This is a genomic window from Achromobacter sp. NPDC008082 (assembly GCF_042957345.1).
GTDB lineage: Bacteria > Pseudomonadota > Gammaproteobacteria > Burkholderiales > Burkholderiaceae_B > Achromobacter > Achromobacter kerstersii_A.
In genome coordinates, this window is the sequence record NZ_JBIBIB010000002.1 from 87,493 (window position 1) to 102,922 (window position 15,430).

Sequence of the window (15,430 nt, forward strand, 5' to 3'; positions counted from 1 at the left end):
GGCGGCGGTGGTCGTCGGAGCGAAGGCGGCGTCAGAACGCCGACCAGCCTTCGGAGCAGTCGACCTTGCGCACGGCCTTGCTGCAACTGGGGCAGAAATGAATGTTCGCGCAGGTGATGCCGTACATCACGCACTGCCCGATTTCTTCGTTGTACTCGCCATTCTGGTCGGGCAGGCCGTAATAGCAGTGGCCCCCTGCGTTGTAGTAGAAGTGCGGCGGCGGGTCCAGCATTGAGTCGTCGGCGGATTCGTCCTGGTTGCGCAGGCCCGGCCAGTCGGGGCCGCTGGGCACCATGCCCAGCAAGTGGCCCATTTCGTGGGCAAGGGTTTCGGTCAGGTAGGCCTGCGAATTGGGCTCGTAAGGGTCCAGCGTGGATACGAACAGCAGGTTGGTGCCCGTGATGGCAAGGCCGGCGTAGCTGGCGGCCACGGTGTTGAACTGGATGTTCAGGATGCCGGTCAGCGGGGTGGGCGACACGCGGGTCAGGTCCACGGACACGGACCAGACCGACCCATTGCTCTCGCGGATGGGCGTGATCAGGTGGCGCGGAATCGGAATCGAGCGCTCAGCGCCCGAGGCGTCTGTGTAGAGGTAGCGCGCATGCACCAGCCAGTCGTCGCTGGCGTCGAATTCGTACCAGAGGCTGGATTGGCTGCGGTCGTCGTTGACGATAGGCACCGTCATGACGCGCCCGCCGGGGCCGGCAGGCACCGGCAGCCGCATGTCGCCGCTGACGCCCGGCGCGGCCAGGCGGTCAACGTGGCAAACGACCAGCGTATAGGGTTCGCGCTGCTTGCCTGCCGAGCTGGCATAAACTGCGCGCACGGCGTTCATGATGGCTTGCTGGGACTCGGGGGTGTCGGCCGCATCAACCGCCGAGCGGCCACGGAATTGCAGGCGTGGGAGCTGGATCATGTCGATGCCGTGCAGCGCGAATTCCGCGGTGACGGGGGTGACGTCGGCCAGGTGGCCGGCCGGATGCGCGCTCATGCACATGACTTCCTGGATGTACAGGCGGCGCACGGTCTCGACGCGTTCGGTCTTGATCAGCTGTCCACGTTCGTCGCGCACTTCGAACAGGTACAGGTTCAGGCCGGCGGCGGGCAGCGTGATGTCGTCAACGATGCGGGTGCCGTCGGCGTTGGTGACGTAGCTGCGCGGGTTGCTGTGCGGTTCCTGATAGCTGGCGCGGCGGCCGCGTTCGCGCGCGGAGTAGGGAATGTTGGCGGGGTCGGCCTTGACCGTGATGGTGAAGCGGTGCTGGCCGGGGCGGTTGAATTCCACGTGGATGCGCGGGCGGTTCGATTGCCGTTCGGTGGTGGTCAGCGCGCTGCCGTCGTTCCAGCGGTCGGCCACTTGGGCCAGGTTGACGTATTGCAGGCGCGCGCCGTCCTGGCGGGCGCGGTAGGTGGAGATACCCGGCACCACGCGGCCGGAGCCTGCGGGTGCGCCGCCCGGCAAGTTCGTGCCTTGCGTGCGCGCCGTGGTTCCCAACCCCACCGAGTCCAGCACATCGCGCGCGATCTGCGGCAGCGGCGAATCGGCCACGCCGGGAATCTTCATCAGCACGTCGGCCACCTTGGGCAAGGTCTCGGTGGCAAGCGTCGGAGATTGCAGAATGGCCCCGATCACCCCCGGCACCGACGACGATGACAGCCCCGGCATGCTCAGGATGGCGCCGGCCACGGACGGGATGTTCGATTGATTGACGTCAGGCAGGTTGAATAGCGTGTCGACGGCGGAACTCAAGGCGGCCATGCGGTCGCCGCTGGCGTTCAACGCCTGCGTCATGACCGGCACGATGGCCGCGCCGACGTTGGCGCTGACGCCGCCTGCGGCGAACGTGGACGCGCCGGACATCGCCGTGGATGCGCCGGACATTGCCGTGGATGCGGCGCTGGCCTGCTGCGCAAACGTCGCCAGGCCGCCGCCTGCCGCCACGGCCCCGATGCCGGATGCGCCGGCGCCACTGCTGGTGGCCGCGGTGCTGGTAGCGGCGCCGGCCCCCGCGGCGGCTGACAAGTCCGTCGCGCGGGTGGCGGGTGTGCTGTCCGACATGCCCGCCGCGCGCGCGGTCGTGCTGCCCAGGACGGTGTCGGGGGGAGAAGCGGGGGCGGTGCTTGCGATGGGCGCAGCGGTGGTGGGTGCAGTGGCAGTGGGGGCAGAGGCAGTGGGGGCAGAGGCGGTGGGCGCAGTGGCGGTGGGAGCGCTGCCTGCCGGCGAGCCCGTGGCCGCGCTGCTCGTTGTAGCGGCGCCGGCTGTCGCGGACGGTGGAGCCGCGGCAGGGGAGGCGCTGGAGGGAGTATCGACGCCACCCGGGTTCGTGGAACCGGTGGCGGCAGCACCTTGATGCACGGAGCCTGCCGGGTTGCCGGTGTCGGCGGACGCGGCGGTTGTAGCGGTTCCGACGTTGGCGTGGCTGCCTGCGTGGGTGTTAGCGGTAGTGCCGGTATTGGTGCTCGCAGTGCCGCCAGCGTCCGCGCCGACGCTTGTACCCGCACCGGACACAGCGTCCGTTCCCGCGACTCCACCCGAGGCTGAACCTGCTGGCGCGGCTGCGCCCGTAGCGGCAGCGGCCCCGGCACTTGCTCCGGCGCCTGCACCGGTGCCTGCACCTGCATCTGGACCTGCACCCGCACCTTGCGCAGAGACGGCCGCCACGGTTGCATCGCCGCCTGTCGCAGCTGTCGAGGCCGAGGCAGCGCTGGAACTCGTACTCGCCGCAGCGGCGGTCGCACTGGTTCCCGCGCTGGCGGCGCCAATGGGCGCATTACTCGCAGCCGACGTGTCGGTGCCCGGAATGCCCAAGGCGCCACCGCTTGCACCCGGAAGGCCCGCGCCTTGCGGCAGCGAGGTGCCTGATGCCGGAACGAAGCCGGGCGTTTGCGTGGCGGCTTGCGGTAGGGACGGCGCGCTGTTCAGCACGGTCTCCGATCCCGGGACGCTGGTGGTGCTGGCGACAAGGACGTTGGAGTCGCTGGTGATGCCAGCGTTGGACATTGTGGATAGGCTCGCGCCGTGGCTCGCTTCTGTGACCTGCGTGTACGCCTCCACTTGGGGCAGGGGGGCAGCAACCGACGGGAGCGTACTCGTCGTGACGTCAGGCACGTCGACGCTTGCTATCGCCGTGCCGGCAGGCGATGCGACGTTGCGCAGATCCAAGGCGCCGGACAAGGTGCTGTCAGCGGCGGATACGGTTGATGCGGCGCTGCTGGCTGCGGAGGCGGTGGCGCTGAACAAGCCGCTGGCGCCTGCTGCGAGCGTCGTCAACAAGGCCGCGTTCGGGACGGTGGAGGGGCGTTGCGCCGCGTCGTCTTTATTCGTGGCGTCTGCTTGGGATGCGGTGTGTGCGGAGGATGCGGCGGCTTGCGTCGTATGTGTCGTATGCGGCGCATGCGTAGTGTGCGCGGTATGCGCGGTATGCGTGGTATGCGTGGTATGCGTGGTATGCGTAGCATGCACTGGATGCGCGGGATGCGCGGGATGCCCGGGATGCATGGTTTGCATAGACGGCGACGCGGATGACTGCGACGATCCATGCACCTTCTCGCCGGCAGGCGTCGCGTGACGCGTATCGCTGCCAAGTCTGGCGGCAGGGTGGTGGTGCGATGCTGCCGCGCCGGGCGTAGCGTGTGTTGGCGTCTGCGTGCTGGCGTCCTCGCGGGTGTCGTCATCCGAGCGCGAGCGTAGTGGCGTGGTTGCCGATACCGTTGCCGTAACGGCGGCCAACAGACCGGTGCTGGCGATCGCGGCGTGGGGGATGCCGGTTCCGATCAACGGCTGCGAGACGGTGGATGCCGCGGGCGGTGCCTCGTCGGCGGCAACCGGTGTGGGCAGCGATGTCGCGGATGTGGTGTTGACTGAGGCCGTGCTGACTGAGGCCGTGTTGATTGAGACCGTGTTGACTGAGCCGGGCAGAGATGTGTCGCGCGCCGAAACATTTTCCGGGTTGCTATTCAAACCGTTTGCGTAAGGGGCCACGCTGGTCTTGTCGAAGGCCGAAGCGTTGATCGTTGCGCCCAAGGCCGCCGTACTGGTGGCGGCCGCGCCCAGATTCATCGCGTCAAGGTTAACGGGAGCCGCGCTGGCGGTTCCGAAGCTTGCCGTGCCTGCGTTGGCTGTCTCTGCGTGGGTTGCAACGACGCCAGCCGCATCGGCACCTAACGCGCGCGTGCTTGTCGGGTGGTCCGCCTGAATGGCCGCTTCCGAAGCGACATGTTCTGCCCTCACGCTTTGAACATCCGCCGCGCTGGTAGCGTTGGTCAACCCTGCGGAATTGAAGTTCGGCGTGGATAGGTCAGCAGTCGAATAATCCGATGCGAACGTGGCCGGCGTTACGACTGCGGGCGCATCGATTCCTGGCGCATCAATTCCTGGCGCATCAATGGCGCTCACGCCGAATGGTGTATTGCCAAGGCTGGTCGTGTCGATGCCCGTTGCCGCAGGCGCGGCGGCCAACGTGGTAGTCGGGATGGCGTTGCCGGATGCCGATTGCGCCAACGCGTTCGTTGCCGCAATGCCTGCGCCCGCTATGCCTGCACTAGCGGCAACACCAGCGCTCACACCGGCGCCTGCACCCGCGGCGGCACCCGTGCCAGAGTTAACACCAGCGGCATTCACGGGCGCGCCTATTCCCGCCACGGCGGGCGCTGGGGATGCCGAGAACACCGGAGTGTTGGCGGTACTTTCCATCGATGCAGGCGACGTCGCGGATGCTTGCGCTGCGGCCATCGGCGATGCGGCGGCAGTCGCTGCCGCATCAGGCGTACCGGAAGACATGCTGGTGCTGGTGGACGCTGACATCGGAGCGGGCGCGGTGGAGGCCGGCGACACGCTGGCAGGCGCGCCACCCGATGCGGTGGCGCTGCTTGTTCCATTTGCGCCACCCACGTTTGTCGAGGTTGTATTGGGCGTGGAGGCGGCGGATGCCGCAGGCGTCGGAGCGGCAGTAGACGCCGTCGCGGTAGAAGGTGCGGCCGCTGCACTCGGCGCCGTGGTGGCAGGCGCCGATGCGGATGCCTCCGGCGAAGTCGATGCCGAGGGAGGAGCCGAGGCCGAAACAGGAGCCGAAGCAGGAGCCGAAGCCGAAGCCGAAGCAGAACCCGCCGCCGATGCAGATGCCGTTGCCGCACCGCCCGCCGTACCCGCTCCTGCCGCACTCGCCTGCGGCGCGGCCCCGACGTTTGCCCCGACACCTGCACCCGCTTCCGAACCCACCCCTGCACCCGCGCCAACGCCCGCAAATCCTGCCGCGCTGCTGATCATCTTCGATGCGCCTTCGGGCGCAACGGATGCCAGCATGTCGGTGGCGGCGGGCAGGGCCGATGCCGGGTTCTTGATCAATTCCGCCGCCTTCGTGGCCGTGCCAACCGCCGACGCCGCGCTGTCGATCATGCCGCTTGCGCCCGGCGCAACCGAGCCCAGCAGTCCCGACGCGGCCGGTAGCGCCGACATCGGGTTGGCGATCATGGCTTGCGCTTGCGACACCATGCCCATCGTGTTCTTGGCGGTCGACATCAGGCCGCCCAGGGCGGGGCTTGCGTTGCCCAGCAAACCAGAGCCCGCCGAGAGCGCGCCCATCGGATTCTTCGCCAGGCCGGCCAGCGTGTTCGCCTGGCCTGCCAGTTGCGACAGCTTGGATGCAGCGCCGGCCGCGGTCTTGCCAAGTTCACTCAAGCCGCTGGGCATGATGTCACCCAGCCCAGCCGCTGCACCCGCGCCCGCGCCGGTGCCCGCGCCGGTGCCCGCGCCGGTGCCCACGCCACCAAACCCCGCCATCAGACTCGCCCCGGCCTTCTTCGCCGCGGTGGCGAACACGCCGTCCTTGTGCACCAGTTCCGCACTGACGATCAGCGGATCGTCCACGGTGGTGCTGGGCAACGCCGGAAGATTGGCGGCGTCGCTGCCGGGGCCGACGAAGTTGTGCGTCGCGCCCTTCACCGAGAACAGGCCCGGCCCCTTGAAGACGATGTTCGCACCGTCCAGCGTGACGCTGCCGCCTGCCGCTTGCAAGGTCACGCGCTGGTTGCCCAGGATCTCGATGCCTTCGGCGGATGACGTGACGGTGATGTCCTGGCCGGCCAGCGCTTCCAGGATGTCGGTGTGCGCGTGCAAGGACACGGGCGCTTGCGCCGAGATGGCGCGGATCGGGCCTTGCTGTGAGAACACGCTGGCCGAGCGCGCCGAGACGGCCGCGTAGGTCTGCTGGGCCGCCACGTGGGCGTCGGACTGCGCGGTGGTGTGCAGGTGCTCGCCCGCGTGCAGCACGGCGCTGGCGGGCGTGGCCAGGTTCAGCGAATTTGGGGTGTCGATAAACAGATGCGGGCCGTTGATGCGTTCAACGGGGGCGTCACCCGTGCGTTGGCCGTTGGCGGCTTTGCCTGCGGCTTGTCCGTTGACTTGCGGCGTGTAGCGGCCGTCTTGCTCCGGGTCCAGCGCCTGAAGCAATGCGTCGTAGCCCTCGGCCGCGGCCAAGGGGCGCGCCTGATGTTGGCTGGCGCTGTCGTTCAAGCGGCGCGAGGCGTCTTGCGCGCCGCGCAGCAGCAACAGCGCTTCTTCGGCGTCGGCCTGTGTGGACTTGCCTTGTTCGCGTGCGGTGGCCGATATCAGCATGCCCTGGCCCGAACGCGCCACGGTCCACGCGTCCGAACGCAGTTCGAAGCCGGTGCCGCGCCATTGGCCGCGGTTGGCGTCGTCCAGCTGTTGCTCCACCAGGTAACCCAGGCCCAGCTGCGTGGCGGCGGTGGAGCTTGCCAGGCGCGTGCGCAGTTTGCCCTTGGTGTCGTCAAAGACCCATTGGTTGCGCCCCGCGCCGTCCAGCCCCTGGCTGTGCCAGCCGCTCAAGACGCCCGCGTGATTGGCGTCGCCGTTTTCTCCGGCGGACCAGGGCGGCAGGTCGGCGTCGTTGTATAGCTGGCCCGCAACAACAGGCTGGTCGATATCGCCATCAATAAATTCGACGATGACTTCGGTGCCGCCGCGTGGCAGATGGTGCGCGCCCCAGTTGGGGCCGGCTTGCGAGCTGGCCACGCGCAGCCAGGTGCCAGAGCGTTCGTCGCCAGGGGCGTTGCCGCTGGCGTCGCCATGGGTGCGATGGGGCAGGCCGCCGGTCAACGGTTTTTCCCCGCGCTGCCACGGGAATTGCACCTTCACGCGCAAGTCGCGGTCGGACGTGATGGGCGCGTCGCTGGCGCTGACGACCACGGCGGCCAGGCCCTCGGGGGCGGTGGGGCGCGGGCGCCAGACCGGGATCAATGCCGCGGCTTCGGGCTGCGCGCGAAAGCGGTTGCGGTAGGTGCCGCGCTCCATGTCGGGCGTATTCAATACTTGCGCCGCCTGGCTGCCCAAATTGTTGGTGGCTTCGTGCGTGACGTCCAGCAAGACGTAGCGGTTGCCGCCCAGTTCGTCCACGGCCTGCCCGCCGCCGCCTGCGGCATAGCGGTCGTGCTGGCTCAGCGCGAACACGCGGCCGGGGGCAAGCGTGCGGGCGGTGCCTGCGCCTTCAAAGCGCACCAGCGTGGACTCATGGGCGCGCAAGGCGCGCGCCACGCTTTGTTCGGCGGCGTCATCATCGGCGTAGCGGCCATGGCCGGCATAGTCGTAGTCCTCAAGCACGGGCAAGGCTTCGACCTGCACCTGCGAACGGGTTTGCGCGGCGTGCGCGGTCAGTGAGCGTTCGTTCCAGGCTGCGCGGGCGACGGCGTTCGGGCGCACCGTCTGCATGGCCGCAAAGTGCGTGATGCTGTCGCGCGTTTCGGTGGCGTCGCTGCGATGAAAGCGCAAAGGCGATGCCGGGTCTTCGGGGCGCGCCGCGTCGGCGTCGAAGATGACGACGCGATGGCGCGCGCCGCCGCCTGCGGACTGCCCATCGTCCTGCTGGTGTTCGAAGCGATAGCTCAGGCCCGCTTCGGCCAGAATGCGCTGCACGAACTCCAGGTCCGACTCGCGGTACTGCGTGCAAGCGGCGCGGGGCTTCAGCGCAGCAGTCACTTCAAAGGCGAACGCGGCCTGGGGATAATCTGAAAACACCTCGCTGACGATGTCTTGCACCGACAGGTCCTGATAGATGAAGCTGTCGCGCCGCAAGGCCAGCGCGGCCATCCACGGCGCGGCGTGCAAGCGGTAGCGGGCCAGGCCGCCATCCGCGCCCAAGGCATCGACGCCATCCACCACCGCATGCCAGCGCCGCAGCGAGCCATCGGCCTGCAACAGGCTGACGCTGATCTCCTTGCCCAGCAACGCCGCCACGTCGAGCTCGGCGCTGGCCGCCAGGCAGTCCAGCGTCAGCGAGAACAGACGCGAGACGCCTTCGCGCAAGCTCATGTGTTCGGCCACCAGCTCGGCGTCCAGCGGCGTGCTCACACGCAGCAGCCGCGCTTGTTGCGACAGGGTGGCGATGTTCAGCGTAGAGTAGGCCGGGGCGTTCGAAGACAAGGCGTTCATAGGACTTGGCGGTGTTCGATCGGCAGTGCCGAAGGCGCGGCGGGCGCGCCGGAAGGGGCGGGGACTGCGGTGCGTTCAGGGGCTAGGGCAGCGAAATGGTCAGGTGCGCGGCGCGTGGACCCAGCTTGACGATGTCGTGATACGGGGCCATCGCGGTTTGCATTTCCGTGTTCAGGAAGTGGCCCATGCCCAGGAACGCCAGCAGGCCCAGCAGCGCAAACACCGCCATGATCGACCACAGCGGCACGTCGCGCTTGAGCGTGTGGGCCACTTTGTCGGGCAGGGGCCAGTGCGGCGCAAAGCCGGTTCGTTTGCCGCGCAGCAACGCAATTTCGTCGCCCAGGCGCGCGGTCAGATAGCCCAGCTTTTCCTGGCCTTCGATCAGGTACTTGCCCTGAAAGCCCAGCAGCAGGCACATGTAGTAGATCTCTAGCGATTGCAGGCGCGGCGCGCCTTGGGCGCGCAGGTCTTCAAGCCGGGCAAAGAAATTCTCGCCGGCCAGTTGTTCACCGAACAGCGTCAGCTGCAAGGGTTGCAGCATCCATGCATCACGAATGGCGAAGCGGGAATTCAAGACGGTTTCGTCGACGGCCGCGCAGAAGGCGTACTTGGTGGCGTACACGTCTTCGGCGGGAATATCCATTTTCTTGGCGGCGCGCTCGTAGTCCGCCAGGAACTGCTGCACGCGCGCGGAGAAGGCCGCCGCATCCGTGGGCTCCTGCCCGCTTTTCACCAGGAACAACATCAGGAAGCCGTCGTACAACAGGTCCAGCAATGACTTGGCGGGGCGGCTGGCGTGGAAGTCGGCCGCGCGCGGGGGCAGGGTGGCGCCGGACATCAGGGAAGGGGTGTCAGCGGTCATGGCGGTGTCGTTCCTGTCAGCGAGTCACTGCGATCAAATCCAGCTTGAGTTCGGGTATGCCTGCGGGCGCATAGATGGCGATGCTGCGCGCTTGCAGCATGCGGTCATACAGCGAGCCGCGCGTCTGCAAGGCGAAATAGACGGCGCCAGGCTTGACCGGCACGGCAGGCGGCACTTGCGGCGTGTAGGTCAGCGGCACGCCAGGCATGGCCGACAGCACGAGCTTGTCCACGTCTTCCGGCGCACCCACCTTGAAACGCATGGGCACGCTCTCGGAGAGTTCGGCCGCCGGCGTCGCGGCCTGCACCGCCAGATACAGCGAGGTGGTTTCGTCGAGCTTCTCGGAGTCGAGCCGGCCCATGTGGAACGAGGGCCGCAGTTCTTCAAGCACGATGGAGAAGTAGCGGGTAGAGATCACCGTTTCAAGCAGGTCGCGCAGGATCTCGTCCATGCGGGCAAACGCCGGGCCGGGCGCGTCGTGGCGATACACGGGCAGATCGGCCAGCGTGTGGACTTTCGAGAACGTCATCAGCGCGCCGGCCAGCCGGGCCAGTTCCTGGAACAGGCGTTCGGGATGCAGCTGCGGATGATGGAACAGGTGCGAGAGCGTGGCGTAGGCTTCGTTGGCGGTGTGCAGCAGCCAGAACGAGGCCACGTCGCCCGAGCGGAATTCAATGATGTTCTTGCTGGGCTCGCGATGAAACCCATAGAGCGCATTGACCTTCGCTTGCAGCGCGTCGAGCAGGCGGCGCAGCTGTTCGTGCAGCGCGCCCGAAGCTGTCAGCGACAGGCTGGGCGCAATGAATGTGCTGTCGAGTTCATAGCCCGCGCTTGCCGTGCGGCGCACGCGCGCGACGGGTATCGCCAGCAGTTCGTCGCGCGGTTCGAATTCGGAAATCAGGCGCACGTCTTTGCGCAGAAAGGCCAGCTCCGCAGTGGTGGCGCCGGTGTAGAGATCCGGTGCGGGCGTGTTGTTGTGCGTGTAGCGCGTATCGAAACTCGCCGCCTGGCCATCCCGGTAGTTGCCGCCAATGGCCTTGAGCGGATGAATCGCCAGATAGAACACCGCTTCGCTCACGCCGTCCAGCGCGGTCAGCGCAACCGGCGGCGGCAGCTCATCGCCGTGGGGCGCGTTGTAGAGCTCGCCGTCGGGAAACACGGCGCTCATTTCGGTGGCGCGCAGCATGCCGTTGGCCAGCGCCGACGCATCAAAGCGCGCGGATCGCAACCCCCATGCATACGGGTGCAGCGCGCGGGCCATCTCGGCCAGCCGGTCTTCGTGATACGCGTCCTGCCGCTGGAAATGCTGCGGCCGCAGGAACAATCCTTCGCCCCAAAGGACTTTGGCTGAATAACTCAAGTTGGCGCTCCCTCTCTTGTCTTTCTATGTCTATCTATATAGAAGGCGGGCGGCCGCGCAGTGCGCGTCAACCAGGACACTGCACGCCGGAAAGGCGTGCGGGGTCAAAGGCTGGTATGCCCGCCGGCAGTGTGGGTTTGCCAGTGGCCACAGTCAGCGCGCACGCATGCGCGCCTAAAACAATGCCACTGTCTTCCACACCGTCGACCTTGAATACGTACTTCCAACGCATCGGCGCGGGCGCATAGAACAGCCCCGCGATCGCAATGTATTCCGCTTGTTTGGGGACCTTTTCCAAGGTCTCGTAACGCTGGCCAGGTGTGAGTGTTAGCTCGCGTACGCCCAACATCGTTTCACCCAGCGCGGCTTTCTCTTGCGCAGTGTCTATCAATTGCGTGAGCGGTGCACGCTGGAATTGCTCAGGATTCTTCAGGTAGTATATTTTTGTAACGACAGCCATCGATTGCCCGCTGCTGGCATTCAAATTTTCTCCGGCGTGAATCGCCAATTTCACTTCTACAGGCGCGTTTTCAGGCTTTTTCAGGCCTGCCATCTCCATCGCATTACCGGTCAAACCGGCCACTGCGCCGATAGCCGAAACGGCCGCACATCCAGTAACGGCGGTGCTTGCAAGCGTGCAAGCGGCCACTGCGATCAAACGTGATAAATGGATATGTTTGGACATGGCCCTTTATACCGGAACTGTGTGAAGCAATACAGATCGCAGCATGATGAATGCAATTTCGATGCACGTAACATGAAGACACGCGCTGTAGCTTGGTACTAACAAAAGGTTGTTGAAATACGGCCCCTAGTTACAACCTTGCTAGGTGCTTAAAAATGCCCTTTTCCCGCCTCGTTGTTATTGCTGGTGTTGTTGCAGTAATGGCCGGCTGTGCCACCGTCAAACCACAGTCGGAAGCTGAGTTCAAACAATCGATGGAAGCCGCGCAAAAGACGCTGGAGCAGAAGGGTGCTGACCAGGCGGTTGTGCAATTCGAAGAGATCGCGCAACGCAATCCGTCCAAGGGCGAACCCTGGTCCTACATTGCCAAGATTCGTTTTGACGAACAGAAATATGGCCAGGCGATTGTTGCGGCCGATGAAACGCTGAGCCGCGACCCGCAGGACTTTGTCGCCAAGACCGTGCGCGCCGTGGGGGGCTTGCGCGTGGCGATGCAGTCGCTGGCGGACCTGCGCGCCGATGCGCTGTTGGCGGGCAACGCGCGTGCCGATGCGGTGGCGCTGGCCGCATCGATGCGCGAAACGCTGGGGCAGGATGTGCTGTTCCCAGAAGGCCGCCGCCCGCCGCCGCCGCGTCCCCGCCAGCCCCCGCGCAAGGTGGAGCCGGCGCCCGATGCCGCCACCTCCGGCGCTGCAACCCCGTCATCGCAAGCCGCGTCGTCCGGCGCGGCGCCCGCCACCGTTCCCGCAACGCCGCCAGCGGCTCAGCCGTCGGCGACGAAACCCGCTTCCCCGCCCGCCCAGCAGCCTAACCGCGCGCCGAATCCGTTCGGCGACCTGCTTACCAAGTGATTCGCCTCAGTGTGCGCCGCGCCCTGCGGCGCACGCTTGACCGACAGACACGATCCTTTGCACGGAGCCTTCCATGGCCAAGAAAGAAAGCGTACAGAAACGATTGCAGAAAGTCCGTCCGCCGCGCGTTCAGCTCACGTATGACGTGGAGAAGGGCGACGCCATCGAACAGAAGGAATTGCCCTTCGTGGTCGGGGTGGTGGGCGATTTCAGCGCGCAATCCGAAGCGGAGCTGCCGCGGCTGAAGGACCGCAAGTTCGTCAACATCGATGTCGATAATTTCGACGACGTGATGCGCGGGCTGGAGCCGCGCGCGGCCTACCGCGTGAAGAACAGCCTGACGGAAGAGGGCGGCACGTTCGGCGTCGATCTGAAGTTCCGCTCGATTGAAGACTTCCGTCCGGAAGCCGTGGTGCAGCAGGTGGACCCGCTGCGCGAGCTGCTGGACATCCGCACCAAGCTGGCCGACCTGCGCAACAAGCTTGCTGGCAACGACAAGCTTGAAGACCTGCTGGGCGAAGTGCTGACCAGCACTGAAAAACTGCAACAGCTGACCAGCGAGACCGACAAGGGAGGCCGCAATGAGTAATTCCGCCGCCGCACAGAACACTGCCGCTGCCGCATCGGCCGGCTCCGAAAGCGGGCTGCTGGACCAGATCGTCGAGCAAAGCCGCGTCGCCAAGTCCACCGCCGAGCATGACCGCGCCAAAGACATCATTGGTGAGCTGGTGCGTGAAGTGATGAAGGGCACCGTGGTTGTCTCCGACAACCTGTCGGCCATGCTGGATGCGCGCGTGGCCGAGCTCGACCGCTTGATCTCCGCGCAGCTGAGCGAAGTGATGCACGCGCCTGAATTCCAGAAGCTGGAGAGCACGTGGCGCGGCCTGCACTATCTGTGCCAAGAGACCGACACCAGTCCCATGCTGAAGATCAAGGTGCTGAACACCACCAAGCGTGACCTGGTTCGTGACTTCCAGACTGCGATCGACTTCGACCAGAGTTTGATGTTCAAGAAGGTCTACGAAGAAGAGTTCGGCACCTTCGGCGGCGCGCCGTTTGGCGCCTTGCTCGGCAACTTCGAGATCACGCGCCAGCCCGAGGACATGTACTTCATCGAACAGATGTCGCACGTGGCCGCGGCTTCGCACGCGCCGTTCATCGCATCCGCGTCGCCCGAGCTGCTGGGCCTGGACAGCTTTGCCGACCTGGGCCGCCCGCGCGACCTGGCCAAGGTGTTCGACACCGTGGAATACACCAAGTGGCGCAGCTTCCGGGATTCTGAAGATTCGCGCTATGTCGGCCTGACCATGCCGCGCTTCCTGGGCCGCCTGCCCTATGACCCGGTGGAAGGCACCACGGTTGAAGGCTTCAACTTTGTTGAAGATGTCGACGGCACCGACCATTCGAAGTACCTGTGGTGCAACGCCGCGTGGGCGTTCGGCGCGCGCCTGACCGCCGCGTTTGCCGACTTCGGCTGGTGCGCGGCCATCCGTGGCGTGGAAGGCGGCGGCCTGGTCGAGAACCTGCCCACGCACACGTTCAAGACGGACGACGGCGAAATTGCGCTGAAGTGCCCAACGGAAATCGCCATCACCGACCGTCGCGAAAAGGAGCTGAGCGATCAGGGCCTGATCCCGCTGGTGCATTGCAAGAACTCGGATTACGCGGCTTTCTTTGGCGCCCAATCGGTGCAGAAGGCCAAGAAGTACAACACGGACAGCGCCAACGCCAACGCGGTGTTGTCGGCGCAGCTGCAATACATCTTCTCGGTATCGCGCGTGGCGCACTACCTGAAGGCGATGATGCGCGACAAGATCGGCAGCTTCGCATCGGCGCAGTCCGTAGAGAGTTTCCTGAACCGCTGGGTGTCGCAGTACGTGCTGCTGGACGACAACGCGACGCAGGAACAAAAAGCGCAGTTCCCGCTGCGTGAAGCTTCGGTGCAGGTGGCCGAGGTCCCGGGACGTCCTGGCGTCTTCCGTGCCGTGGCGTTTTTGCGGCCGCATTTCCAGCTTGACGAACTCTCGATCTCGTTGCGCCTGGTTGCCGAATTGCCGGCCCAGGCCCAGAAATCCTGAGCGTCATTGCACTGACAACTCATCCATTAAAAGAGGTTATCAACAATGAAGGACATCTACGTCAAGTTCGGCAATCCGGCGCTCAAAGGCGAGTCGCAAGACAAGGACCACCCGGATTGGATCGAAGTCAGCTCGTGGCGCCACGAGATCATCCAGCCGCGTTCGGCCACCGCTTCGACCTCGGGCGGTCACACCGCCGAGCGTACCGAACATGGGGAAATGATCTTCACCAAGGACCTGGACGTGGTCAGCCCGCTGCTGTATCAGCACGCCTCCGGCGGCACCACCTTTGACGAAGTCACCATCGACTTCCTGCGCGCCGACGGTGAAGGCAACCGCGTCAAGTACCTGGAAATCAAGCTGAAGTACGTGATCATCGCGCGCGTGGCGCCCGAAGTGGTGGCCGAAGGGCTGCCGCACGAGTCGTTCTCGCTGAAGTACGCCGCCGTGCAATGGAAGTACACGCAGCAGAAGGTGGGCGGCAATCAAGGCGGTAACGCCCAGGGCGCCTGGAGCCTGACCAAGAACGACAAGACCTACTCGGTCTGATCGCCGCTGCGCCAGGCAAGAAGACCGCGGCCCGAGCCGGGTCGCTGTCTTTTTTATTTGAGGCCCCGATGAAAGGATTCGAACCGAGTCTGTTTGACAAGCTGTTCGAAGGCGAGGGCCAGTCGCCCTATGCGCTGCGGCGCTTGTCGATCGAAGAAATGAAGGAGACGGTGGCGCGCGACATCGAGGCCTTGCTGAACACCCGCATGGTGTTCACCGAGGAAGATCTGCGGCGCTACCCGAATTGCCAGCGGTCGTTGTTGACGTACGGGCTGTCGGATTTTTCCGGCCTGAGCCTGGCCAGCCACTACGACCGCGAGTTCATCTGCCGTTCGCTGGAACAGGCGATTGCGCGGCACGAACCGCGGCTGACCCATGTGCGGGTGATGCTGCAAGTGGATAGCCGGGCGACGTCGGTGCTGTATTTCGCCATCACGGCCATGCTGGATGTGGGGCCTGCCCATGAACCCGTGACCTTTGATGCGACGTTGCAGCCGTCGACCTTGCAGTACTCCGTGACCAAAGGCTGGGCCAAGAGCCCAGCCACGGTCTGACGCATCACACGCAGCGGGTGCACTGGCGCGCTGGAAAGGAAGACATCA

At 65.6% G+C, this 15,430-nt stretch carries 9 protein-coding genes; 5 read left to right on the forward strand and 4 right to left on the reverse strand.

The features are described 5' to 3' along the window. Nucleotides 1-31 precede the first annotated feature (31 nt). The 4 genes from tssI to tssJ all read right to left on the reverse strand — a co-directional run bounded on the left by tssI (nucleotide 32) and on the right by tssJ (nucleotide 11,350). Nucleotides 32-8,443: a type VI secretion system tip protein TssI/VgrG gene (tssI, locus tag ACFZAI_RS07510; protein ID WP_391566350.1), complete on the reverse strand. Its 8,412-nt coding sequence runs from the start codon at nucleotides 8,441-8,443 to the stop codon at nucleotides 32-34. An 82-nt stretch (nucleotides 8,444-8,525) separates the two neighbouring features. Continuing rightward, nucleotides 8,526-9,305, reverse strand: coding sequence for a type IVB secretion system protein IcmH/DotU (icmH, locus tag ACFZAI_RS07515; RefSeq protein ID WP_391566351.1), 780 nt, complete (start codon nucleotides 9,303-9,305; stop codon nucleotides 8,526-8,528). Nucleotides 9,306-9,321: 16 nt separating this feature from the next. Then, on the reverse strand, nucleotides 9,322-10,665 hold the full coding sequence (gene tssK, locus ACFZAI_RS07520) for a type VI secretion system baseplate subunit TssK (RefSeq protein WP_391566352.1): 1,344 nt from the start codon (nucleotides 10,663-10,665) through the stop codon (nucleotides 9,322-9,324). Nucleotides 10,666-10,732: 67 nt separating this feature from the next. Next, nucleotides 10,733-11,350 carry a type VI secretion system lipoprotein TssJ gene (gene tssJ / locus ACFZAI_RS07525; RefSeq protein WP_391566353.1) on the reverse strand — a complete coding sequence of 206 codons (618 nt, stop codon included), beginning with the start codon at nucleotides 11,348-11,350 and terminating at the stop codon, nucleotides 10,733-10,735. A gap of 254 nt (nucleotides 11,351-11,604) precedes the next feature. Between tssJ and ACFZAI_RS07530 the strand changes: the two genes are divergently transcribed. The 5 genes from ACFZAI_RS07530 (at nucleotide 11,605) to tssE (ending at nucleotide 15,382) form a co-directional block, all read left to right on the forward strand. Further along, nucleotides 11,605-12,201: a hypothetical protein gene (locus ACFZAI_RS07530; RefSeq protein WP_391566354.1), complete on the forward strand. Its 597-nt coding sequence runs from the start codon at nucleotides 11,605-11,607 to the stop codon at nucleotides 12,199-12,201. Between the two features lie 73 nt (nucleotides 12,202-12,274). Then, nucleotides 12,275-12,790, forward strand: a complete 516-nt coding sequence (gene tssB / locus ACFZAI_RS07535) for a type VI secretion system contractile sheath small subunit (RefSeq protein ID WP_006226593.1) — start codon at nucleotides 12,275-12,277, stop codon at nucleotides 12,788-12,790. Continuing rightward, a complete protein-coding gene (tssC, locus tag ACFZAI_RS07540) occupies nucleotides 12,783-14,279 on the forward strand; it encodes a type VI secretion system contractile sheath large subunit (protein ID WP_391566355.1) in 1,497 nt (498 codons plus the stop codon). Before tssB ends, tssC begins: the two co-directional genes overlap by 8 nt. Nucleotides 14,280-14,324: 45 nt before the next feature. Next, a complete protein-coding gene (locus ACFZAI_RS07545) occupies nucleotides 14,325-14,828 on the forward strand; it encodes an Hcp family type VI secretion system effector (protein ID WP_062685259.1) in 504 nt (167 codons plus the stop codon). A 68-nt stretch (nucleotides 14,829-14,896) separates the two neighbouring features. Next, nucleotides 14,897-15,382: a type VI secretion system baseplate subunit TssE gene (gene tssE, locus ACFZAI_RS07550; RefSeq protein WP_006226590.1), complete on the forward strand. Its 486-nt coding sequence runs from the start codon at nucleotides 14,897-14,899 to the stop codon at nucleotides 15,380-15,382. Nucleotides 15,383-15,430: the final 48 nt, after the last annotated feature.

Excerpts from the sequence above, each read along its gene's own strand:
- icmH (WP_391566351.1), bottom strand. The coding sequence starts at position 9,305 with ATGACCGCTGACACCCCTTCCCTGATGTCCGGCGCCACCCTGCCCCCG.
- ACFZAI_RS07545 (WP_062685259.1), top strand. The coding sequence starts at position 14,325 with ATGAAGGACATCTACGTCAAGTTCGGCAATCCGGCGCTCAAAGGCGAG.
- tssI (WP_391566350.1), bottom strand. The coding sequence starts at position 8,443 with ATGAACGCCTTGTCTTCGAACGCCCCGGCCTACTCTACGCTGAACATC.
- ACFZAI_RS07530 (WP_391566354.1), top strand. The coding sequence starts at position 11,605 with ATGGAAGCCGCGCAAAAGACGCTGGAGCAGAAGGGTGCTGACCAGGCG.
- tssJ (WP_391566353.1), bottom strand. The coding sequence starts at position 11,350 with ATGTCCAAACATATCCATTTATCACGTTTGATCGCAGTGGCCGCTTGC.
- tssE (WP_006226590.1), top strand. The coding sequence starts at position 14,897 with ATGAAAGGATTCGAACCGAGTCTGTTTGACAAGCTGTTCGAAGGCGAG.
- tssC (WP_391566355.1), top strand. The coding sequence starts at position 12,783 with ATGAGTAATTCCGCCGCCGCACAGAACACTGCCGCTGCCGCATCGGCC.
- tssB (WP_006226593.1), top strand. The coding sequence starts at position 12,275 with ATGGCCAAGAAAGAAAGCGTACAGAAACGATTGCAGAAAGTCCGTCCG.